This window comes from Neorhizobium alkalisoli, assembly GCF_007829835.1.
In the GTDB taxonomy this organism is placed as follows: Bacteria; Pseudomonadota; Alphaproteobacteria; order Rhizobiales; family Rhizobiaceae; genus Neorhizobium.
In genome coordinates, this window is record NZ_VIWP01000013.1 from 74,012 (window position 1) to 96,063 (window position 22,052).

Consider the following 22,052-nt stretch of genomic DNA (forward strand, 5'->3'; position numbering starts at 1 on the left):
GTCGCAGCAGCAAGAAAAACTGCCGGATCACGTTTCAAAAAGGCTTCACGATCACCAGAAGCACGATACCGACCATCAGAAGCGTCGGTATCTCGTTCAACAATCTCCAGTAGCGAGAGGATTTTCGCGGTCCGTCGATCGCGAAATTGCGAACCGCGGCGCTGAAGAACATGTGAACGAGGGTCAGAAGGATGACTAGCAGGATTTTCGCGTGGAGCCATCCGCCCTGAAAATCATAAAGATCCCAGGCGAGATAAAGTCCCAAGACCCAGGTGATCATCATCGCCGGGTTCATGATGATCTTCAGGAGACGCCGTTCCATCATCTTGAACGTTTCAGACTGCGCGGAACCGGGCTCGGCATCGTTGTGGTAGATGAAAAGTCGGGGCAGATAAAGCAGCCCGGCCATCCACGAGATCACCGCGATCACGTGAAAGGCCTTGACGTAAAGCCCGAATTCATCCGGCTGCAACCAGCGAACAAGAGCCAGAATTCCGATAAAAACGATCAGCGCAGCGCCAGCTCTTGCCGCGGTTACGCTCCCGGAAGGGCCAGGTTTTTCGCTTCGATTTACGGTCATCGATGAATATTCCTGACCCGCTCCACGAGCGTGGCAACGTTGGCCGGGTCTGCTTCCGGCGTAATGCCGTGTCCCAGATTGAATATCAGCGGGCCGTTACCCAATTTTTGCAGAATGCGATCCACGCCGACCTCAAGAGCCTGGCCGCCAGCGACGACTCTCATCGGATCAAGGTTACCCTGGACCGGGCCTTCCTTCTGAAGCTCGACGGCAAAATCAAGCGGCACCGACCAGTCGAGGCCAATCGCATCGGCCTTCACCCTTGAACGATAATTCTTCAGGTTCATACCAGCGCCCTTGGCGAATGCGATAACTTTTGCACGTGGACGCTCACGCCTGACGATCTCGATCATCCGAGCGACCGGCTTTGCCGCAAAGGCCTCGAATTCATCTTCACCGAGAACACCGGCCCAGGAATCGAAGATCTGAACTGCATCGGCGCCGGCGTCGATCTGTGCGATGAGATATTCCGCGGAAATCTCCGCGAGCAGAGCCAGCAGGCGCTCAAAAGCCTCGCGATAACGGTAGGCGAAAAGCCTCGCCGGGGCCTGGTCCGGTGTCCCGTGTCCGGCGATCATATAGGTCGCGACCGTCCAAGGCGCCCCGCAAAAACCGAGCAGCGTCGTTTCTGCAGGCAGCTCCCGGCGAAGTCTGCGAACGGTTTCGATAACGGGGGCTAGATGAGACAGCACATTGTCGGTGACGAGAGCAGCTATCCCAGCTTCATCGATCGGATCCATCTGTGGACCCTCTCCCTGCACAAAACGGACGTTCCGCTTCAACGCATCGGGTATCACGAGAATGTCGGAGAACAGGATCGCTGCATCGAAGCCGTAGCGCCTGATCGGCTGCAGCGTCACTTCGACAGCAAGCTCCGGATTATAACAGAGATCGAGAAAGCTGCCCGCGTCTGCGCGGGTCTTGCGGTACTCCGGCAGATAACGTCCTGCCTGTCTCATGAGCCAGATCGGAGGTGGTGTCAAAGTTTTTCCGTCGAGCACTTCGACGATCTTCCGGGTGGGGCCGGTCAATGGGTTCTCCCAAAAAAGAAAAGATAATTTAAAAGGGTTTCTATTTCTTAGAGTCGGTGAGTAGCAAGGATTAAAGTCAAACCACAGCTCAAGCCGGATTCACGTGGCCTTGAACAGGAATCCGGATATGTAGCCAGAGGCAGATATGCCTTCTGTGGATTGTGCCGATTGAATCCACGATTCCAGTGGCTTAGTTTCTCTCGAAAACGAACTCGATTGTGGATATAGTGTGAATCCTTTCAAGGCTCATTGCTCTTGTCCACATAACCCACATGTAGCCTCGATCACGATCCATCGCGGCGCCAATTGTGGAAAAAACGCATGTTTTCCTCAGGCCTGGGCAGGCTGAGCGGCAAGGCTGCCGATTGTCCCAAGTTGTCAACAGAGGCCCGAGATTAGCGTGGAGAACCGCAAAAATTTCTTTCATCTGCATCTCATATCTGACTCAACGGGCGAGACTCTGATCTCAGCCGGTCGCGCTGCTGCTGCGCAATTTCAGAACTCGATGTCGATCGAACACGTCTATCCCCTGGTTCGGAATCGCAAGCAGCTGCTATCCGTGCTTGATGCCGTTGATCGGGAACCGGGCATTGTTCTCTACACGATCGTGGATCAGGAACTTGCGCGCTGGCTGGATACGCGCTGCAGGGAGATCGGGGTCCCGTGCGTCAATGTTCTCGAACCGGTTCTTGCTGTCTTCCAGACCTATCTCGGTGCGCCACTGCGATGGAAGGTGGGTGCCCAGCACGCATTGAATGCGGAGTATTTTGCCCGCATAGAAGCGCTGAACTTCACCATGGATCACGATGACGGTCAGATGGCCGAGGATTATGATCAGGCCGATGTCGTCATCATCGGCATCAGCCGAACGTCAAAAACTCCCACCAGCATCTATCTCGCCAATCGCGGTATCAAGACCGCCAACATTCCGATCGTTCCAGGTATCGAACTGCCCGAGGCGCTTCACAGGGCAACACGTCCCCTGATCGTTGGCCTGGTGGCGACGACCGACCGGATTTCACAGGTCCGCGAAAACCGCGAGTTGGGCACTTCGCAGAGTTTCGACCGAAGCCAGTATACCAACCGGGCAACCATCAATGAGGAGCTGAAATATGCGCGAGCTCTCTGCACGCGACACGGCTGGCCTATAATAGATGTGACGCGCCGGTCGATAGAGGAGACGGCAGCGGCGATCGTTGCGCTGCGCCCCAAGCTGCGTTAAGCGGTGCCACCTTAACAACAGGAAACGGCATTGCGAATGAGCCTCATACTTGCCTCATCAAGCCCATTCCGGCGGATGCTCATGGAAAATGCCGGCCTCCAATTCGAAAGCCGGCCGGCGGCGATTGATGAACGCCGAATCGAAGCGGAACTGGTGGGTCACAGACCAGCAGATGTTGCGCGAGTACTCGCGCGCGAAAAGGCGCTTTTCGTCAGCGCTGAAGCGCCGGAGGCCCTGGTAATCGGCTCGGATCAGACGATGTCTCTCGGTGACCGGGTCTATCACAAACCCGGCTCACTCGATGAAGCGCGCGAAAATCTCTTGTCTCTTTCCGGCCAGACGCACAGGCTGAACAGCGGCATCGCCATCGCAACAGCCGGGAAAATCATTTGGGAACATGTTTCGCACGCGGACCTGACTGTGCGCACTCTCGGCGACGAGTTCATTTCCAAATATCTGGAACGCGTCGGTGACAAGGTGTTTGGGAGCGTTGGCGCCTATCAGCTGGAAGGGGAGGGCATCCAGCTCTTCTCCAGGATAGAGGGTGACTACTTCACCATTCTGGGCCTGCCCATGCTGCCCCTCCTCGACAAGCTGCGTGAACTGGGTGCGATCGATGCGTGATTCACGTGAAACATCTTTGGTTAATGCTTTCGTAACCGGCTGGCCGATCAAGCACTCACGCTCGCCCCTGATCCATAACCATTGGCTGAAACAGCTCGGAATTTCCGGGCAGTATCAAAGGGAGGCTGTTCCAGAGGCTGACTTCTCGACGTTCCTGGACATGCTCCGGGACGGCCGCTCCGGCTATATCGGTGGCAATGTCACCATACCTCACAAGGAAGCCGCCTTTGCTTTGGCCGACCGGCCCGATACGTTGAGCCGCGAATTGGGCGCGGCGAATACGTTGTGGGTAGAGGATGGTCTCATTCACGCCACCAACACAGACGGCTATGGCTTCAAAGCCAATCTCGATGAACGAGGACCAGGTTGGGATGACGCACGGCGTGCGGTTGTCCTTGGCGCCGGCGGTGCGAGCCGCGCCGTTATTCAGGCACTTCGTGATCGCGGCTTTGAAGAGATTCACGTGATCAACCGGACTGTATCTCGCGCCGAGGAACTCGCCCGCGTTTTCGGTGAAACGGTCAAGCCATCAGGTCTGAGCAACCTGTCTCAGGCCATGGCGGGAGCGGGCCTTTTCGTTAACACGACATCGCTTGGCATGGACGGCGGTGAAACGCTGGCGATCGATTTTTCGCCACTGGCGCCGGACGCTGTTGTCACTGATATCGTCTATGCGCCTTTGAAGACGCCGCTGCTTGCAGAAGCCGAAGCCCAAGGTTTCAGAATTGTCGATGGACTTGGCATGCTCCTGCACCAGGCCGTCCCCGGTTTTGAAAAGTGGTTCGGCCAGCGGCCTGTTGTTGATCAGGCGCTTCGTGATTTGGTGATTGCGGATCTGGAGGCCCATCCTTGATCGTCATCGGATTGACCGGCTCCATCGGTATGGGAAAATCGACCACGGCGAAAATGTTTGTCGAGGAAGGTATTCCCGTGAATGATTCCGACGCCGTCGTCCATGAACTCTACAGGTCTGACGCTGTTCGTCCTGTTTCGACCTCTTTTCCCGGCACGGAGAAAGATGGCGCGATTGACCGGGCGGAGCTTTCCCGCCAGCTGGCTGCGGCACCCGAAAAATTCCAACTCCTGGAATCGATCGTCCACCCGCTCGTAAAATCTCGCGAGAAGCAGTTTCTCGAAAAACACCGGATCAATGGTGCTGATATTGTCTTGCTCGATATCCCGCTTCTGTTTGAAGTGGGCGCAGAGGGCAGGGTTGATGTCACCGTCGTTGTGACCTGTGATCCGCAGATCCAAAAAGCCCGCGTCCTTGCGCGTCCAGGCATGTCGGAAGAAAAACTGGCATTGATTCTGTCGCGACAAATACCGGACGGTGAGAAACGCAAAAGAGCCGACTTCTTGATCGATACGGGCTTGGGACTAGAATCTGCACGATCGAGGGTGGCCGGTATCATTGCCTCCTTGCGGGCCGGAAAAATGAGCGAGCGGAAAAATGCGTGAGATTATCTTCGATACGGAAACGACAGGTCTTGAGAACAAGTCCGATCGCATTATCGAAATCGGCGGCGTCGAACTATTCAACCATTTCCCGACCGGCAATACGCTGCACATCTATATCAGTCCCGGCGACAAGAAGGTTCACCCGGACGCCTTGGCAGTCCATGGCATCACCGATGAGTTCCTGAAGGACAAGCCGCCTTTTGCCGATGTCGCGCAGCAAATCCTTGAATTTTTCGAGGGCGCGAAATGGGTCGCACATAATGCCAACTTCGATATGGGGTTCATAAACGCCGAGCTCGAGCGTATTGGCCTCCCGCCTATCCCGCAGGATCAGGTTATCGACACTCTGGCACTTGCCCGCCGCAAACATCCAATGGGGCCGAACTCGCTCGACGCGCTTTGCCGTCGATACGGGATCGATAATACACACCGTACAAAACACGGCGCACTTCTCGACTCCGAACTTCTCGCCGAAGTCTATATCGAGATGAATGGCGGCCGGCAGGCTGCTCTTGGTCTGGTCGGTTCCGAACAGGCGAAAAGTGGACCTGTCGAAGTCGAAGAAGTTGTCGTTGGTGAAATTGCGGCGAGACCGAATGCTCTGCCCTCGCGATTGAGCGAAGCGGAAGCTGCCGCGCATGCCTCGATGATCGCGTCACTCAAGGACAAGGCGATCTGGCTCAAATATCGCGACGCCGATTAATATCGGCAAATCCCGGATACGAAAAAGCCCAGCGACATGCTGGGCTTTTCTGTTTGTAGCGATTGCCGCAGCTTAGCTGTTGAGCGCGTTGACCTGCGAACGAGCCTGCTCTTCTGCCATACGCTGGGAAAACATCTGGCCGAAATCGATCGGGTCGACCATGAGCGGCGGGAAACCGCCGTTGCGGGTGACGTCTGCGATGATCTGGCGTGCGAAGGGGAACAGCAGGCGCGGGCACTCGATGAAGAGCAGCGGCAGCATGTGTTCCTGCGGAAAGCCGGTGATGCGGAAGACGCCGCCGTAAACCAGTTCGGCTGCAAAGACGACCTTGTCGTCTTCACGCGCTTCGGCATTCAGCGACAGAACGACGTCGAAATCGCTGTCCGACAACGGATTGGCGTTTACATTGACACTGATGTTGATGGCCGGTGCCTTGTCGCGGGCCTGCAGCGAACGCGGCGCGCCAGGATTCTCGAAGGAAAGGTCCTTGGTGTACTGGGCCAGGATGTTGAGCGAGGGGGACTGCGTGTTGTCGTCTGCCATTGGGGTTTCCTCGAGGCTTGAAAGCATTGAGGCCGTCTAACATTTCGCTTTTGGCGTTACAACCCTGTGGCCGGCCCGGCAACCGTCATTGGTCGATGCGGCGGTTCTGCGACCAGGGAGAAGACGAGTCTGGATCGCGCTTGAAATCATCGGCGTCGAGATCGACCACCGGCCCGTTCGGGTCACGCGTAAAAGGCCCGTCATCGCGCCTGTAATTGCTTGCAGGCCCCTGCGGATTGACGATCACGATACGCCGGCCGACCAACGACCAGATAAGGTTCCGGATGAACGGTACGAGCAGCGCAAGGCCGATGATATCTGTCACGAAACCCGGCAGGAAAAGCAGGAAGCCGGCAATGACCTTCATCGCCTCGTCGATCACGCCGCGCGCAGGCATGCGTCCTTCCCGGCCCTCGCTCGAAAGTTTGCGCAGCAGGCTGATGCCCTGACCGCGGATCAGCAGACTGCCGATGACAGCAGTTCCGATCACCAGCCCAAGTGTCGCCCAGAGGCCGACGGCCCGCCCGACGACAACGAATCCGGCGATCTCGGCCAAAGGCCAAGCCAGAACCAGAAGCGACAGGAGAGGGAAACGCATGAGATTGCCTGTATCTATGGACGAGGGATCGAATTCGTGAAGTGCTACTGCTATTTGAAGATGGCAGGATGCAGACTATATGAAAAGCTGCACTGAGACTTTCAAACGGCGATTGCGGGATAATATGGGTTCGAACGACTTCATTACACTTTTTTTCCTTGTCGCGGCGGTCCTGATCTTCCTGCAATTGCGCAGCGTGCTCGGTCGTCGGACAGGAAACGAGAAGCCGCCGGCGGATTTGTCGAGCCCGCGTGAAGCTATCAAGGCTCCCGGCGCGGACGATAGCAAGGTTGTGACCTTGCCGCGTCGTGATGCGGCCGATGACGATCAGCGCCTTGCCGAAGTCGACAGCCTTGCCAAGCCGGAAACGCCCCTCAACGAATCGCTGCGTGCGCTTCTGAAGGCTGACGCCTCTTTCCGGCCGAAGGAATTCATCAACGGCGTGAAGATGGCTTACGAGATGATCGTCATGGCTTTTGCCGATGGCGATCGGAAGACCTTGAAAGGTCTTCTGTCGAAGGAAGTCTATGACGGTTTCGAAGCAGCGATCGCAGAACGCGAGGCGAGGGGCGAGGTGGTGAAATCCACCTTCGTTGGCATCGATAAGGCTGACATTACCCAGGCGCTGGTCAAGGATAGCGAAGCGCAGGTTACGGTGCGGATTGTCAGCCAGCTGATCTCCGCGACATTGGACAAGGCCGGTACGCTGATCGATGGCGATCAGGAAAACGTTGCCGAGGTCATCGACATCTGGACCTTTGCCCGTGACATCCGCTCGCGCGATCCGAACTGGAAATTGATCGCTACCGAATCCGAACAATGATCTCGAACTTAGCCGACTGTCATCTGCGGCCTGTGCCGTTTTCAGATCTTCCTGGATGGCAGGACGATGATCCGACAACATTGCTCGAAGGCATGCGTGCATGCCTTCGACATGTGACCGGCACCAAACCCTACAAGGCCGGCGCTCTGGGCCTGACGACGGCTGATCTTTTACCCCTGCTGGAGAAGGCTGCAGAACTGCAGTCAGCCGATCCGGCGATGATGCGCCAGTTTTTCGAAACCGAATGCGTGCCTTTCGCAATTCACAAGCGCGACGAAAAACCGGGTTTCGTGACGGCGTTCTATGAGCCGGAAGTCGAAGTCTCCGATACGCCTGGCGGCGAGTGGCTTTATCCCTTCTACAATCGCCCGGCTGACCTCGTCGATATAGACGATCAAAACCGGCCGGCCGGCATGGATGCGGGGTATGCGTTCGCACGTCAGACGGCGGGCGGGATCGTTGCTTATCCCGACCGAGGCGAAATCGATCGCGGTTTTCTCGAAGGGCAGGGGCTTGAAATTGCCTGGGCCCGCTCGAAAGTCGATGTCTTCTTCACGCATGTTCAGGGCGCTGCCCGCCTCATCTATCCCGATGGTCGCGTTCGCCGCATCACCTATGCCGCAAAGGCGGGCCATCCCTTCTCGCCCGTCGGCAAGCTGCTGATCGATCGCGGCGAGATCGACCGGGCTGAAATTTCGATGCAGAGCATTCGTGCCTGGCTCGCCGGACATCCTGATCAGGTGGACGAGGTGCTCTGGCACAATCGTTCCTATATCTTCTTCCGCGAGGCCGATGTCAGTGATCCGGCGCTTGGGCCAGTCGCCGCTGCAAAAGTGCCGCTCATCGCCGGCCGGTCCCTGGCCGTCGATCGCACCATCCACACATTCGGATTTCCTTTCTTCATCCATTCGCAGTCGCTGCGTCATCTGGATGATGGAAAATCCTTTTCGCGACTGATGTTGGCGCTGGACACAGGCTCGGCAATCATCGGTCCTGCGCGGGGCGACATCTTTACCGGTTCCGGTTTTTCGGCGGGTGAAATGGCTGGCACGGTGCGCAATGATGCAGACTTCTATATCCTCATCCCGAAAGCCGCGGCGAGCAGGTATGACGGATGAAGGACCGAAAGCTCAGCAATGACGAGCGCATGCTCTGGGGCAAGGTCGCGAAATCTGCCCGAGCTCTTCCTGGCCGGTTGAAGGAAATCTTGGCCTCCGAGGAAGAGATGGCGGCAAAGCTTGCCATCGAAGAGCAGGCGGCCGTCGTTCGGCAGGACACCAAGACAGTAGAATTGCAGGCGATTGTGGAAGCGCCGGCCGCGAACTTGAAACGCCCGGCAGGCCGCCACCACCCGCTTGAAAAGCCCACGCAACGCAAGCTCGCCAAGGGCCGCCTGCCGATCGAGGCGCGGCTGGATCTGCATGGCCTCTATCAGGATGAGGCCCATGATCTGCTCCTGGAGTTTCTCCTGCGCGCGCATGATCGTGGCCTGCGCCATGTTCTGGTGATCACCGGCAAAGGAAGTTCTATGGGCAGCGAAGGCGCCTTGCGTCGCGCGGTGCCGCTCTGGTTCTCCAAGGCGGAATTCCGTTTCCTGATCTCGTCCTATGAATGGGCCGCACGTCATCATGGCGGTGACGGCGCCATGTATGTTCGCCTGTCGCGCGGACGGCCGGGCGCATGACGACGCCGTTCGGAGAGGCTTTGCGGCAATTGCGCAGCCGCAAGGGCGTCACGCAGCGGGCACTGGCGGAAGCCATCGGTGTCACGCCCGCCTATCTCTCCGCTTTGGAACATGGTCGGCGCGGGCGACCGACCTTCGAGCTGTTGCAGCGCATTGCCGGCTATTTCAATATCATCTGGGATGAGGCGGAAGAATTGTTCCGGGTGGCCGAAAGTTCGGCTCCGAAAGTCATGCTGGATACCAGCGGCCTGCCGCCCGCCTATACGGCCTTTGCCAATCGCTTGGCCGCGAAGATTCGCACTTTGCCGCCCGCTGTGCTAGATGAGATGCAGAGATTGCTTGAAGAGGGCTGAGACGCGTTTAAATCTGCGTGCATCCACGGCTTTCATGGCGTTTTGGACATCCCCAACCTTTAGAACCAAGGCTGGATTCCCTATATTCAGAGCCTGAACACCGGTGATTCGTCGCCGGTCTACAACCAACTGGAAGAAACTGAATGAGCGATACACCCGTGAGCGATAACGGCGCGAGTGCCGAATACGGTGCCGATTCGATCAAGGTCCTGAAGGGGCTTGACGCGGTGCGTAAGCGCCCCGGCATGTATATCGGCGACACCGACGACGGCTCCGGTCTTCACCACATGGTCTACGAAGTCGTCGACAACGCGATTGACGAAGCACTGGCTGGTCATGCCGACTTGGTGACGGTGACGCTGAATGCGGATGGCTCGGTAACCGTTACCGATAACGGCCGCGGCATTCCAACCGACATCCACTCGGGGGAGGGTGTCTCCGCTGCCGAAGTCATCATGACCCAGCTGCATGCCGGCGGTAAGTTCGACCAGAACTCCTACAAGGTTTCCGGTGGTCTGCACGGCGTTGGTGTTTCTGTCGTCAACGCGCTCTCCGTCTGGCTGAAGCTGCGCATCCGCCGTAATGGCAAGGTCCATGAAATTTCCTTCACCCACGGTGTCGCTGACGCGCCGCTGAAGGTGATTGGCGAATATGAAGGCCGTTCGGGCACGGAGGTCACCTTCCTCGCGAGCCCCGCAACCTTCACCATGACGGAATACGATTACAACACGCTGGAGCATCGTCTCCGCGAACTCGCCTTCCTGAATTCCGGCGTCCGAATCCGGCTCACGGACAAGCGCAAGTCGGATATCAGAGAAGAAGAGCTGCTCTATGACGGTGGTCTCGAAGCCTTCGTCAAATATCTCGATCGTTCCAAGAAAGCGCTTGTCGAAAAGCCGGTCGCCATCAAGGGCGAAAAGGACGGGATTTCGATTGAAGTCGCGATGTGGTGGAACGACAGCTACCACGAGAACGTGCTCTGCTTCACCAACAACATTCCGCAGCGCGACGGCGGCACGCATATGGCCGGCTTCCGCGCCGCCCTGACGCGCCAGATCACCTCCTATGCCGATACCTCCGGTATCACTAAGAAGGAAAAGGTTTCGCTGACCGGTGATGATTGCCGCGAAGGTCTGACCGCCGTTCTCTCCGTGAAGGTACCGGATCCAAAATTCTCGTCGCAGACGAAGGACAAGCTGGTCTCTTCCGAAGTGCGTCCGGTCGTCGAAAACCTCGTCAACGAAGCCCTGAGCTCCTGGTTGGAAGAACATCCGGCTGATGCCAAGGTTCTGGTCGGCAAGGTCGTCGAGGCAGCCGTCGCCCGCGAAGCTGCCCGCAAGGCCCGCGAACTGACCCGCCGCAAGGGCGTTCTCGACATCGCCTCGCTGCCAGGCAAGCTTGCCGATTGCTCCGAACGCGACCCGTCCAAGTCCGAACTTTTTCTCGTGGAAGGGGACTCGGCAGGTGGTTCTGCCAAGCAGGGCCGTTCGCGTGACAACCAGGCGATCCTTCCGCTGCGCGGCAAGATCCTGAACGTCGAGCGTGCGCGGTTCGACAAGATGCTGTCGAGCCAGGAAATCGGCACGCTGATCACGGCACTCGGCACGTCGATCGGCAAGGACGAGTTCAACGTCGACAAGCTGCGTTACCACAAGATCATCATCATGACGGACGCTGACGTCGACGGCGCCCATATCCGCACCCTGCTTCTGACCTTCTTCTTCCGCCAGATGCCGGACCTGATCGAACGCGGCCATATCTATATCGCACAGCCGCCGCTCTATAAGGTGACGCGTGGCAAGTCGATCCAGTACCTGAAGGACGAAAAAGCCTTCGAGGAATACCTGATCAACATGGGTCTCGACGAAGCAACGCTTCAGCTCGGCAGTGGTGAAGTCCGCGCCGGAGCCGATTTGCGCGAAGTCGTGACCGATGCCCTGCGTATTCGCTCGCTGCTCGATGGCCTTCATTCCCGTTACGATCGTTCGATCGTTGAACAGGCGGCGATCGCCGGTGCGCTCAATCCGGAACTGACGGACAATCGTGAGCGTGCGCAGCAGACTGCCGATGAAGTTGCCCGCCGTCTCGACATGATTTCTGAAGATACCGAACGTGGTTGGTCGGGTCATGTCACGGGTGAGGGTGGTCTTCGCTTTGAACGCATGGTTCGTGGCGTGCGCGAAACGGCAGCACTCGATGTTGCGCTGATCGGTTCGGCTGACGCTCGTCACATCGACCAGATGTCATCGCGCTTGCAGGAAATCTACAGCACGTCGCCGGTTCTCGCTCGCAAGGAAGGCCAGCAGGATATTTCCGGTCCGCGCGCGCTTCTGGAAGCCATCTTCGCTTCTGGCCGCAAGGGTCTCTCGATGCAGCGCTATAAGGGTCTTGGCGAGATGAATGCCGAACAGCTCTGGGAAACGACGCTCGATCCGAACGTCCGCTCGCTTCTCCAGGTCAAGGTCAACGACGCGACCGATGCTGACGGACTCTTCTCGCGCCTGATGGGCGATGAAGTCGAGCCCCGCCGCGAATTCATCCAGGACAACGCCTTGAGCGTTGCCAACCTGGATATTTAAAAGCGCAAGCACAAAGCGGTTTCACGTGAATCTTGTCTGTGGATTTGGATTCACGTGAAACACTTTTTTAAGTCGGCTAACTTGGAGCCAAGAGCCGCAGCGGAAGTATCCGCTCACATCTATGGCAATGGCAACTGCCTCATCCTTGCCCATCCAACCGGCATCTTATGTTGCAACTGCACAAGAAAGTGCTAGCCTCCTCGTTCTGACATGTTGGGCCGGTCGGCTTGACAGATTTCCCGCATATTGACCGGGACGACGAAGGGCAGAACCTCGATGTTCTATCAGTTCTACGAGATGAACCACGCAGCGCTGGCTCCCCTGCGGGCGGCGGCAGATGCAATGCGCTTCATGTCGAACAATCCGCTCAATCCCTTCTCGCAGACGACGCTTGGCCGAACGATTTCCGCGAGCCTCGAAGTGTTTGAACGCGCCACGCGACGTTACGCCAAGCCAGAATTCGGCCTGCCGGAAACAGTGATTGACGGCAAGCCGGTCAAGATTACCGAGGAGATCGTTTGGTCGAAACCATTCTGTGATCTCCTGCATTTTCGCCGAGATCTGCCGGAAAGCCGTCCGAAGGACCAGAAGATCCTGCTCGTCGCACCGATGTCGGGCCATTATGCGACGCTACTGCGAGGCACAGTCGAAGCACTGCTCCCGAATGCGGATATCTACATTACCGACTGGATCGACGCTCGCATGGTGCCCGTCACCGATGGGACTTTCGATCTCGACGACTACATCGAATACGTCATCGAAATGCTGCATCACATCGGCCCCGGCACACATGTGGTCGGCGTCTGCCAGCCCTCCGTTCCGGTCCTGGCCGCCGTTGCAGTCATGGAAGCCCGTAAGGATCCGGCTCTGCCCGCATCGATGATCCTGATGGGCGGGCCGATCGATACCCGCATAAATCCGACCGCGGTCAACAAGCTGGCAGAAGAGCATCCGCTGGAATGGTTCAAGGACAACGTCATCATGCCGGTGCCGTTTCCGCAGCCTGGTTTCATGCGTCCGGTCTATCCGGGCTTCCTGCAGCTTTCGGGCTTCATGTCGATGAACCTGGATCGACACATGACGGCCCATAACGATTTCTTCGAGCACCTCGTCAAGAATGACGGTGAGTCCGCCGAGAAGCACCGCGACTTCTACGACGAATATCTGGCGGTGATGGACCTCACGGAAGAATTCTACCTCCAGACCGTCGATACCGTCTTCATCCGTCACTCGCTGCCAAAGGGCGAGATGATGCATCGCGACATGCCGGTCGACACCAAGGCCATTCGCAATGTGGCGTTGATGACGGTCGAGGGAGAGAACGACGACATCTCCGGCCTCGGCCAGACGAATGCGGCGCATACGATCTGTCCAAATATTCCCGACAACATGCGGCTTCACTACATGCAGCCGGATGTTGGCCATTACGGTGTCTTCAACGGTTCGCGTTTTCGCCGGGATATCGCTCCCCGCATCATAGAGTTTACGCGCAGGCACGGCGAGGCAGCGAGTGCGCCAAAGCCCACCAAACGTGCTGCAAAGGCGCCGAAATCGAGCTGAAACCATAGGGTTTTGCAATTTTAAGCAGGTATTTCAGAAGGTTCTGTAATTTAATCCGGGCCGTTCTTGAAGCAGGATTTAAGGCTCACCACATCGATTCCGTCGGATTGGTATGGGCCAATCCGCTTGAACTGTAGGGTGTGACCTATGAACCAGTCTGCTTTGATTCGTCCGGAATGGACGCCGGCTACCATCGCGCTGATGGTGCTCGGTTTCGTGGTGTTCTGGCCCCTTGGCCTTGCCATGCTTGCTTACATTATTTTCGGGGATCGGCTGCGCGGCTTCAAGCGCGACGCCAATGATCGCGCCGACCGTTGGTTTGCCGGCTGCCGCCGCGCCGGCCAGAATTACCGCCGCCATTTCTCGACCGGCAACGTCGCCTTCGACGATTGGCGTGAAGCCGAGCTGAGCCGGCTCGACGAGGAGCGCCGCAAGCTTGACGCGATGCGTGAGGAATTCGATTCCTACGTACGCGAATTGCGCCGCGCCAAGGATCAGGACGAATTCGATCGTTTCATGCGGGATCGCAAGTCGCGTCCGGCGGACGACAATCCGGTTGTTGATCTCTGATCGACAGATCAAGCTCTCATCTCCGATATCCGCCGGCGCCTCCATGGCGCCGGCATTTTTATGCGGCGTCAATCATCACGAATCGGCTAGAAGGATTTCATGTTCGCGCTTTTGAAGAAGCCAGTCCGCAAGAATACGAGACCGCTGGAAACCACCAAGCGAGCGCTTGCTGTCGGTGACAGAATGCTTCCCCTGACAGTCAGAGAGAATCGTCGTGCGACGAGGATCACGCTACGGATAGAGCCGGGCGGAAAAGCCTTGGCACTGACCATTCCTGTTGGTCTTCGAGAATATGAAATCGAGGATTTTCTGGATCGGCATCAGGGCTGGCTGGCGACGAGGCTTTCGAAATTCAGCACGGATAATCCGATCAGGCCCGGCGGTTCGGTCTCACTTCGCGGCGTTTCGCACCGGATTGAGCATACCGGGTCCCTGCGAGGTCTGACGGAAGCCGTCGTCGTTGATGGCAAACCCGTCTTGCGGGTGAGCGGCATGGAGGACCACCTGGGGCGAAGGATCTCGGCATTCCTGAAGAAGGAAGCACGGCGGGATCTTGAGCTTCTGGCGGCGCGACATGCGGCTGCGGTGCGCAAGCCCATCCAGTCGGTGAGCATGAAGGATACCCGCAGTCGTTGGGGATCCTGCTCCTGGGATGGAAACTTGAGTTTTTCCTGGCGCATCGTCATGGCGCCGCCCGTCGTGATCGATTATCTCGCAGCCCATGAAGTCGCGCATCTGCGGGAAATGAATCACGGACCGAAATTCTGGGCGCTCTGCCACGAACTCTGCCCCCGAATGGAAGAAGCGCGCAAGTGGTTGAAGCAGCACGGTTCGCAGCTTCACGCTCTAGATTTCAGCTGATCTGGATTTTTGGCCTTACGGCGTGCTGGTGCGGATCGTCCAGGCTCGGGCCTGAGGGGAGGCCATGACCATGTCCGCAGAGCCATCGGTCTTGATGCCAGCGGCCGGCCGGCGCTTCGGAACGGGAACGTTCCCGGCCGGGGCCTCGATCGAGAGGATCGCTGCGCTGGCATTATCCTCGCCGACACCAGCACTCGTCTGCGCCTGATAGGCTTGCATCGCGCTCGGCAGCGGCGTGTTCTCGATGTTGAACACCGGTGCCGTAATCGTCTGGGCATTGGCCGAAACAAGCACTGCACGCGCCGCCGGCGCGCCCTGGTCAAAACTATCCTGCATGGCAGGCGTAGATGCCTCGGCAATCTGCACGGCTGAAGGTGCAGACATCGGAGCACCATTTGCCAGCATGCTGGCTGCCTCCGGGGTCGGCACGATCGTGCCTTCGGCGACCATCACGTAGGTTTCCGGCGCCTTCGGCTCCGGCGTCTGAAGATTGCCGTCTTCATCGCGCTTTTCGTAAAACACATTGCCGCCGGCATTGGCGACGTAATGCATGTTCTTGTAGGGGAAGCGCAGGCCGGCCGTGTGGAAGAACATCGCTTCCTTGACGTCCGGATGCCGCTTGCCCTTGAGGACTGCGTCTGCCGCGTCGTTCAGATCGGGCGCCGTGTCCTCATCCATCTTGCGGCTCAACACGCCGGGTGCGAACTGCTTTTCCTGCTTCACCACGCCACAGATCGTTTCGGGATAAAGCCCCGACGTCATTCTGTTCATGATGACGCTGCCGACGGCCATGAATCCATTTTCGCTGCCGCGCTTGGATTCGAAATACATCGCGCGCTTCAGGCATTCCCTGTCGGCGTTTGTATAGGTGTAAACTTGTTTCTGCGGCCCGGCCGGTACCTGGGCGATCTTTTTCGAGACGCTTTTGTTGTCGAGCGAGGAGGCTGTCTGGGAAGAGGTGCATGCCGAAAGCAGCAGCACAGCCGAAAGGCACATCGCTCCGCGAAGAACGCTTGCATCAATCGCCGCCATAGATCCCCCGCGAAAACATTTCTAAAATCGTGCCGGTGCGGAAATCTCTACCTCAATCCACAGGCAGAATCAATTCTTTGGCGAAAAGCCTTGTTCTGCCGGGAATTTCCTTCCAAAAGACCGCCGCAAAAGGATTGTGTAGTAATGAAACATATCGTTATGCGTGCAAAAATCAATTGGAAACTGCACAGGCGTGCGAATGTGATTCGTGCGTTTGCCGGCGCGCCTGCCAAATCCCATGTTTCGATCGCGCCTTGATCGACACAAGTCCCGCAACTGCGGGGGAATTTACCTCGACTCCGGCGCGATTTCGTGGCACTTCGCCGCTATGAAGCCTGACATCAAGATCTGCGGATTGAAGACAGCCGAAGCCATCGATCGCGCGGCCGCTCGCGGCGCGACCCATATCGGATTCATCTTTTTTCCGAAGAGCCCTCGAAATATCGCTCCTGAAGACGCTGCCGAACTCGCGGATCGCGTGCGCGGCCGCGTGAGGATCGTCGCCGTCACGGTCGATGCCGATGACGAGGAACTCGACGATATCGTCTCCATGCTCCGGCCAGACATGCTTCAGCTGCACGGTCACGAGAGCCCCGAGCGGGTCTTGCATGTAAAGGCGCTTTACGGTCTTCCGGTCATCAAGGCCATGTCGATCAGTGACGCTGCCGATCTTGAGCGTGTGGATGCCTATATCGGTGTCGCCGACCGCTTCCTGTTTGACGCAAAAGCCCCGAAAGGCTCGGATCTGCCGGGTGGAAATGGCGTTTCCTTCGACTGGAACCTTATGGCTTCGCTTGACGGAAGCGTCGATTACATGCTTTCGGGAGGCCTGAACAAGGACAATGTCGCTCTTGCGCTCGCCTCGACGCGGGCCTCGGGTGTAGATGTCTCGTCTGGAGTGGAAAGCGCTCCGGGCCAGAAAGACATCGGAATGATCGATGCGTTCTTTGACGCCGTGCCGGCTGCGGTACGCAAGACCGCGTGAGGAGTTGAAAGTGAACCAGACGCCAAAGCCAAACTCGTTCCGCTCCGGCCCCGATGAAGATGGCCGTTTCGGCATATTCGGCGGCCGCTTCGTTGCCGAAACGCTGATGCCGCTGATCCTGGATCTGCAGGGCGAGTGGGAAAAGGCGAAGAACGATCCGGCCTTCCAGAAGGAACTGGCCGATCTCGGTACGCATTATATCGGTCGTCCGAGCCCGCTTTATTATGCGGAGCGCCTGACCGAGCATCTGGGCGGCGCAAAGATCTATTTCAAGCGCGAAGAGCTGAACCACACCGGCTCGCACAAGATCAACAACTGCATCGGCCAGATTCTTCTCGCCAAGCGCATGGGCAAGACCCGCATCATCGCCGAAACCGGCGCTGGCCAGCACGGCGTTGCCTCGGCAACGGTTGCTGCACGCTTCGGTTTCCCCTGCGTCGTCTACATGGGTGCGACCGACGTCGAGCGTCAGGCGCCGAACGTTTTCCGCATGAAGCTTCTGGGCGCGGAAGTCAGGCCGGTCACGGCCGGCCAGGGTACGCTCAAGGACGCCATGAACGAGGCATTGCGTGACTGGGTCACCAATGTCGACGATACCTATTACCTGATCGGCACCGCCGCTGGCCCGCATCCCTATCCTGAACTGGTGCGTGATTTCCAGTCGGTGATCGGCAAGGAAACGCGCGAACAGACCCTCGCGGCCGAAGGTCGTCTGCCGGATATGGTGATTGCAGCCGTTGGCGGCGGTTCGAACGCAATCGGCATCTTCCATCCTTTCCTGGATGACGAAGGCGTGCAGATCGTCGGTGTCGAAGCAGGTGGTCGCGGTCTCGATGGCGTCGAACATTGCGCTTCGATCACTGCCGGCTCGCCGGGCGTTCTGCATGGCAACCGCACCTATCTCCTGCAGGATAACGACGGCCAGATTCTCGAAGGCCATTCGATCTCTGCCGGTCTGGATTATCCCGGCATCGGCCCGGAACACAGCTGGCTGAACGATATCGGCCGCGCCGAATACGTTCCGATCATGGACAATGAAGCGCTGGAAGCTTTCCAGCTTCTGACCAAGCTCGAAGGCATTATCCCGGCGCTGGAGCCGAGCCACGCGGTCGCGGAAGTGATCAAGCGGGCGCCGAAAATGCGCAAGGACCAGATCATCGTGATGAACCTCTCCGGCCGCGGCGACAAGGACATCTTCACTGTCGGCAAGATTCTTGGAATGGGGCTCTGATCATGACCGCTCGTATGGACGCACGTTTTGCGAAACTGAAGGCTGAAGGCCGTCCGGCGCTGGTCACCTATTTCATGGGTGGCGATCCGGATTTCGCGACTTCGCTCGGCATCATGAAGGCCCTGCCGGAAGCCGGTTCCGACATCATCGAACTCGGCATGCCCTTTTCCGATCCGATGGCCGATGGCCCGACCATTCAGCTGGCCGGTCAGCGCGCGCTGAAGGGCGGCCAGACGCTGGCAAAGACGATCGATCTGGCCCGGGAATTCCGCAAGGTCGATCAGGATACGCCAATCGTCATGATGGGTTATTACAACCCGATCTATGTCTATGGCGTCGAAAAGTTCCTCGACGATGCGCTGGCAGCCGGTATCGACGGCCTGATCGTTGTCGATCTTCCGCCGGAAATGGATGACGAACTCTGCATTCCGGCCCTCGAAAAGGGCGTCAACTTCATCCGCCTCGCCACCCCGACCACCGATGACAAGCGCCTGCCGACCGTTCTGAAGAACACGTCCGGTTTCGTCTATTACGTCTCGATGAACGGCATCACCGGTTCGGCACTTCCCGATCCGTCGCTGGTGTCCGGCGCCGTTGCCCGCATCAAGGGCCATACGGATCTGCCGGTCTGCGTCGGCTTTGGCGTCAAGACCGCTGAGCATGCAAAGGCGATCGGCGCTTCCGCGGACGGCGTCGTTGTCGGCACGGCCATCGTCGCCCAGGTTGCAGGCAGCCTGACCAGCGAAGGCGCAGCCGGCCCTGACACGGTCGCCTCGGTCGCGACCCTGGTCAAGGGTCTGGCGACCGGCGTGCGCGCTGCCCGCCTTGTTGCCGCCGAATAATTGGCCCACATAGAGCCACACAAGAAGAACTCGGAGTATCCCAAGTGAACTGGATCACCAATTACGTGCGCCCGCGCATCAACTCCATGTTGGGCCGCCGCGAAGTTCCGGAAAACCTCTGGATCAAGTGCCCGGAAACGGGTGAAATGGTCTTCCACAAGGACCTCGAGGATAACAAGTGGGTCATTCCCGCCTCGGGCTTCCACATGAAGATGCCTGCAAAGGCGCGTCTGACGGATCTCTTCGATGGCGGCGTCTACGAAGCACTGCCGCAGCCCAAGGTGGCGCAGGATCCGCTGAAATTCCGTGACAGCAAGCGTTATGCCGACCGCCTGAAGGACAGCCGCGTCAAGACGGAGCAGGAGGACACGATCCTCGCCGGTCTCGGCCAGGTTCAGGGCCTGAAGCTCGTTGCCGTCGTGCATGAGTTCAACTTCATCGGTGGCTCGCTCGGCATGGCCGCAGGCGAGGCGATCGTAAAGGCCTGCGAGAGGGCGCTTGCCGAAAAATGCCCGCTGGTCATCTTCCCGGCCTCGGGCGGCGCCCGTATGCAGGAAGGCATCCTGTCGCTGATGCAGCTGCCGCGTACCACGGTTGCCGTGGACATGCTGAAGGAAGCCGGTCTTCCCTATATCGTCGTCCTGACGAACCCGACCACCGGCGGTGTCACCGCATCCTATGCCATGCTGGGTGATGTCCATATTGCCGAGCCCGGTGCCGAAATCGGCTTTGCCGGCAAGCGCGTCATCGAGCAGACCCTGCGCGAAAAGCTTCCAGAAGGCTTTCAGACGGCCGAATACCTGTTGGAACACGGCATGGTCGACATGGTGGTCAAGCGCCACGACATTCCGTCGACCCTTGCCAGGATCCTGAAGATGCTGACCCGCCAGCCGGTTCAGCAGGCGCTTGCGGCACCGGCAGCAGTCGGCGCCTGAGCGGAAATATCGACGTCGGAGCATCGCCATGACGATGAACGAGCCATTGGTGAGCGCTGCCGAGCAGGAAATCAACAGGTTGATGACCCTTCATCCGAAGGGTTTCGACCTGTCGCTCGACCGCATCTCGCGCCTTCTTGAAGTTCTCGGTAATCCGCAGAAAAAGCTGCCGCCTGTCATCCATGTAGCAGGCACCAACGGCAAGGGGTCCTGCACCGCGTTCTGCCGGGCATTGCTGGAGGCGGGCGGCCATGCGGTGCATGTCCACACCTCGCCGCATCTCGTGCATTGGCACGAGCGTTATCGTATCGGGGTCAAGGGCGGTCGTGGCCAGCTGGTCGACGATGCGCTTCTCGCCGATGCCCTGCGCCGCATCGCGGACGCCAATGCCGGCCAGATGATCACCGTTTTCGAGATCCTGACCGCTGCAACATTCCTCCTGTTCTCCGAACAGCCGGCCGATGCCGTCATCCTCGAAGTCGGCCTCGGCGGCCGTTTCGATGCGACCAATGTCATCACCGACCCCGCTGTTTCCGTGATCATGCCGATCTCGCTTGATCACCAGGCCTATCTCGGCGACCGTGTAGAGCTGATCGCCGCCGAAAAGGCCGGCATCATGAAGCGCGGCCGGCCTGTGGTCATCGGCCAGCAGGAATTCGAAGCCGCGCGCGAAGTGCTGATTTCGACGTCCGAGCGTCTCAACTGTCCGACCGCGGTCTACGGTCAGGATTTTTCAGCCCATGAAGAATTTGGCCGGCTGATCTATCAGGACGAATTCGGCCTTGCCGATCTGCCGCTGCCGCGCCTGCCTGGCCGCCATCAATATGCCAATGCCGCCGCCGCCATTCGCGCGGTCAAGGCTGCGGGCTTTACCGTCACCGAAGCGATTATGGAAAAGGCGATGGCGAATGTCGAATGGCCCGCCCGCCTGCAAAAGCTCGCCGAAGGCAAGCTGCTTGATTACGCACCAAAGGGATCAGAGATCTGGCTCGATGGGGGCCATAACCCGGCCGGTGGCGAGGTGATCGCGGAAGCCATGGCCGCCTTCGAGGAGCGCCAGCCGCGGCCGCTCTATCTGATCACCGGCATGATCAACACCAAGGATCCGGTCGGTTATTTCCGGGCCTTTGCCGATATCGCCGAACATGTTTTTACGGTTCGCATCCGCGATACCGAGGCGGGTCTGGACCCGGTGGTTCTGGCCAATGCAGCCTTCGACGCTGGACTCGTGGCAGAACCGGCAGGCTCTGCTGCCGAAGCCCTGGAGGAAATCACCCGCCGTCAGCTGCCCGGTGCATCGCCGCCCCGTATCCTGATCGGCGGCTCGCTCTATTTCGCCGGCAACGTCCTTGCGGATAACGGCACGCCGCCCGGCTGAGATCATGACAGCAGCAAACAAAAAAGCCCGGCTCGCGATGAGCCGGGCTTTTTTGTAAATATCAAGATACCTGAAATCAGGCGGCGCTGGAAATCCAGGCGGAGAGGGCGGTCTTCGGAGCGGCGCCAACCTTGATGTCAGCAACTTCGCCACCCTTGAACATGGCAAGCGTCGGGATCGAGCGAACGCCGAACTGGGCAGCCAGTTCCGGGTTTTCGTCAATGTTCAGCTTGGCGACCTTGACCTTGCCGGCCATTTCGGTTGCGATTTCCTCAAGGCTCGGCGCGATCATTTTGCACGGGCCGCACCATTCAGCCCAGAAATCCACGACGACAGGCTCGGCGGAGTTCAGCACTTCAGCCTGGAAATTGTTGGTATCGACTTTCACGGTAGCCATGAGGCTCTCCTTCGCGATTCTGTGTTGAACCAAATGTGAGCGTTGAGCCCGCGGTTTTCAATG

At 58.4% G+C, this 22,052-nt stretch carries 24 protein-coding genes; 18 read left to right on the forward strand and 6 right to left on the reverse strand.

What is annotated here, in order from left to right:
* Nucleotides 1-34 precede the first annotated feature (34 nt).
* Both hemJ and hemE read right to left on the reverse strand, forming a co-directional pair.
* A complete protein-coding gene (gene hemJ, locus FHW37_RS29225) occupies nt 35-580 on the reverse strand; it encodes a protoporphyrinogen oxidase HemJ (RefSeq protein ID WP_145642911.1) in 546 nt (181 codons plus the stop codon).
* Nucleotides 577-1,611 carry a uroporphyrinogen decarboxylase gene (gene hemE, locus FHW37_RS29230; RefSeq protein ID WP_145642913.1) on the reverse strand — a complete coding sequence of 345 codons (1,035 nt, stop codon included), beginning with the start codon at nt 1,609-1,611 and terminating at the stop codon, nt 577-579. Before hemE ends, hemJ begins: the two co-directional genes overlap by 4 nt.
* A gap of 400 nt (nt 1,612-2,011) precedes the next feature.
* Between hemE and FHW37_RS29235 the strand changes: the two genes are divergently transcribed.
* From FHW37_RS29235 to dnaQ, 5 genes are read left to right on the forward strand one after another with little or no spacing between them, the layout of a single operon-like run.
* A complete protein-coding gene (locus tag FHW37_RS29235; protein ID WP_145642915.1) occupies nt 2,012-2,833 on the forward strand; it encodes a pyruvate, water dikinase regulatory protein in 822 nt (273 codons plus the stop codon).
* A gap of 30 nt (nt 2,834-2,863) precedes the next feature.
* On the forward strand, nt 2,864-3,457 hold the full coding sequence (locus FHW37_RS29240) for a Maf-like protein (protein ID WP_145642917.1): 594 nt from the start codon (nt 2,864-2,866) through the stop codon (nt 3,455-3,457).
* The gene (locus FHW37_RS29245; RefSeq protein WP_145642919.1) at nt 3,450-4,310 is read left to right on the forward strand and encodes a shikimate dehydrogenase; all 861 of its coding nucleotides are present in this window, start codon (nt 3,450-3,452) and stop codon (nt 4,308-4,310) included. Before FHW37_RS29240 ends, FHW37_RS29245 begins: the two co-directional genes overlap by 8 nt.
* Nucleotides 4,307-4,915 (forward strand): dephospho-CoA kinase, encoded by a 609-nt coding sequence (coaE, locus tag FHW37_RS29250; protein ID WP_145642920.1) that lies wholly within the window; start codon nt 4,307-4,309, stop codon nt 4,913-4,915. The genes FHW37_RS29245 and coaE overlap by 4 nt, the downstream gene beginning before the upstream one ends.
* Complete coding sequence (gene dnaQ / locus FHW37_RS29255) at nt 4,908-5,618, forward strand: DNA polymerase III subunit epsilon (protein WP_145642922.1); 711 nt, start codon at nt 4,908-4,910, stop codon at nt 5,616-5,618. The genes coaE and dnaQ overlap by 8 nt, the downstream gene beginning before the upstream one ends.
* A gap of 72 nt (nt 5,619-5,690) precedes the next feature.
* Here the strand turns inward: dnaQ and secB are convergent, their stop codons facing one another.
* Both secB and FHW37_RS29265 read right to left on the reverse strand, forming a co-directional pair.
* The gene (gene secB / locus FHW37_RS29260) at nt 5,691-6,161 is read right to left on the reverse strand and encodes a protein-export chaperone SecB (RefSeq protein ID WP_145642924.1); all 471 of its coding nucleotides are present in this window, start codon (nt 6,159-6,161) and stop codon (nt 5,691-5,693) included.
* A gap of 85 nt (nt 6,162-6,246) precedes the next feature.
* On the reverse strand, nt 6,247-6,759 hold the full coding sequence (locus tag FHW37_RS29265; RefSeq protein ID WP_145642926.1) for an FxsA family protein: 513 nt from the start codon (nt 6,757-6,759) through the stop codon (nt 6,247-6,249).
* Nucleotides 6,760-6,883: 124 nt separating this feature from the next.
* Here FHW37_RS29265 and FHW37_RS29270 point away from each other — a divergent pair, with 124 nt between their 5' ends.
* The 8 genes from FHW37_RS29270 (at nt 6,884) to FHW37_RS29305 (ending at nt 15,189) form a co-directional block, all read left to right on the forward strand.
* Entirely contained in the window at nt 6,884-7,582 is a 699-nt protein-coding gene (locus FHW37_RS29270; RefSeq protein WP_145642928.1) for a Tim44/TimA family putative adaptor protein, read from the forward strand.
* A complete protein-coding gene (gene mltA / locus FHW37_RS29275; protein ID WP_145642930.1) occupies nt 7,579-8,700 on the forward strand; it encodes a murein transglycosylase A in 1,122 nt (373 codons plus the stop codon). Before FHW37_RS29270 ends, mltA begins: the two co-directional genes overlap by 4 nt.
* Nucleotides 8,697-9,266, forward strand: a complete 570-nt coding sequence (locus FHW37_RS29280) for a Smr/MutS family protein (RefSeq protein ID WP_145642932.1) — start codon at nt 8,697-8,699, stop codon at nt 9,264-9,266. Before mltA ends, FHW37_RS29280 begins: the two co-directional genes overlap by 4 nt.
* A complete protein-coding gene (locus tag FHW37_RS29285) occupies nt 9,263-9,619 on the forward strand; it encodes a helix-turn-helix domain-containing protein (protein WP_145642934.1) in 357 nt (118 codons plus the stop codon). The genes FHW37_RS29280 and FHW37_RS29285 overlap by 4 nt, the downstream gene beginning before the upstream one ends.
* A 143-nt stretch (nt 9,620-9,762) precedes the next feature.
* The gene (gyrB, locus tag FHW37_RS29290) at nt 9,763-12,198 is read left to right on the forward strand and encodes a DNA topoisomerase (ATP-hydrolyzing) subunit B (RefSeq protein ID WP_145642936.1); all 2,436 of its coding nucleotides are present in this window, start codon (nt 9,763-9,765) and stop codon (nt 12,196-12,198) included.
* Nucleotides 12,199-12,474: 276 nt separating this feature from the next.
* The gene (locus tag FHW37_RS29295; protein WP_145642938.1) at nt 12,475-13,758 is read left to right on the forward strand and encodes a polyhydroxyalkanoate depolymerase; all 1,284 of its coding nucleotides are present in this window, start codon (nt 12,475-12,477) and stop codon (nt 13,756-13,758) included.
* A gap of 147 nt (nt 13,759-13,905) precedes the next feature.
* On the forward strand, nt 13,906-14,328 hold the full coding sequence (locus FHW37_RS29300; protein WP_145642940.1) for a DUF2852 domain-containing protein: 423 nt from the start codon (nt 13,906-13,908) through the stop codon (nt 14,326-14,328).
* Between the two features lie 99 nt (nt 14,329-14,427).
* Nucleotides 14,428-15,189, forward strand: a complete 762-nt coding sequence (locus tag FHW37_RS29305) for a M48 family metallopeptidase (protein ID WP_145642942.1) — start codon at nt 14,428-14,430, stop codon at nt 15,187-15,189.
* 15 nt (nt 15,190-15,204) lie between these two features.
* On the opposite strand, the gene FHW37_RS29310 is transcribed toward FHW37_RS29305, so the two are convergent.
* On the reverse strand, nt 15,205-16,221 hold the full coding sequence (locus tag FHW37_RS29310; protein WP_186458465.1) for a cell wall hydrolase: 1,017 nt from the start codon (nt 16,219-16,221) through the stop codon (nt 15,205-15,207).
* A gap of 328 nt (nt 16,222-16,549) precedes the next feature.
* Between FHW37_RS29310 and FHW37_RS29315 the strand changes: the two genes are divergently transcribed.
* From FHW37_RS29315 to FHW37_RS29335, 5 genes are read left to right on the forward strand one after another with little or no spacing between them, the layout of a single operon-like run.
* A complete protein-coding gene (locus tag FHW37_RS29315) occupies nt 16,550-17,206 on the forward strand; it encodes a phosphoribosylanthranilate isomerase (protein WP_145642944.1) in 657 nt (218 codons plus the stop codon).
* Nucleotides 17,207-17,216: 10 nt separating this feature from the next.
* Nucleotides 17,217-18,437, forward strand: coding sequence for a tryptophan synthase subunit beta (gene trpB, locus FHW37_RS29320; RefSeq protein WP_145642946.1), 1,221 nt, complete (start codon nt 17,217-17,219; stop codon nt 18,435-18,437).
* A gap of 2 nt (nt 18,438-18,439) precedes the next feature.
* Entirely contained in the window at nt 18,440-19,279 is an 840-nt protein-coding gene (gene trpA / locus FHW37_RS29325; RefSeq protein WP_145642948.1) for a tryptophan synthase subunit alpha, read from the forward strand.
* 44 nt (nt 19,280-19,323) lie between these two features.
* Entirely contained in the window at nt 19,324-20,214 is an 891-nt protein-coding gene (accD, locus tag FHW37_RS29330; RefSeq protein WP_145642951.1) for an acetyl-CoA carboxylase, carboxyltransferase subunit beta, read from the forward strand.
* A 28-nt stretch (nt 20,215-20,242) separates the two neighbouring features.
* Complete coding sequence (locus FHW37_RS29335; RefSeq protein ID WP_246690984.1) at nt 20,243-21,592, forward strand: bifunctional folylpolyglutamate synthase/dihydrofolate synthase; 1,350 nt, start codon at nt 20,243-20,245, stop codon at nt 21,590-21,592.
* Between the two features lie 76 nt (nt 21,593-21,668).
* Here FHW37_RS29335 and trxA read toward each other — a convergent pair whose 3' ends face one another.
* On the reverse strand, nt 21,669-21,989 hold the full coding sequence (trxA, locus tag FHW37_RS29340; RefSeq protein WP_145642952.1) for a thioredoxin: 321 nt from the start codon (nt 21,987-21,989) through the stop codon (nt 21,669-21,671).
* Nucleotides 21,990-22,052 lie beyond the last annotated feature (63 nt).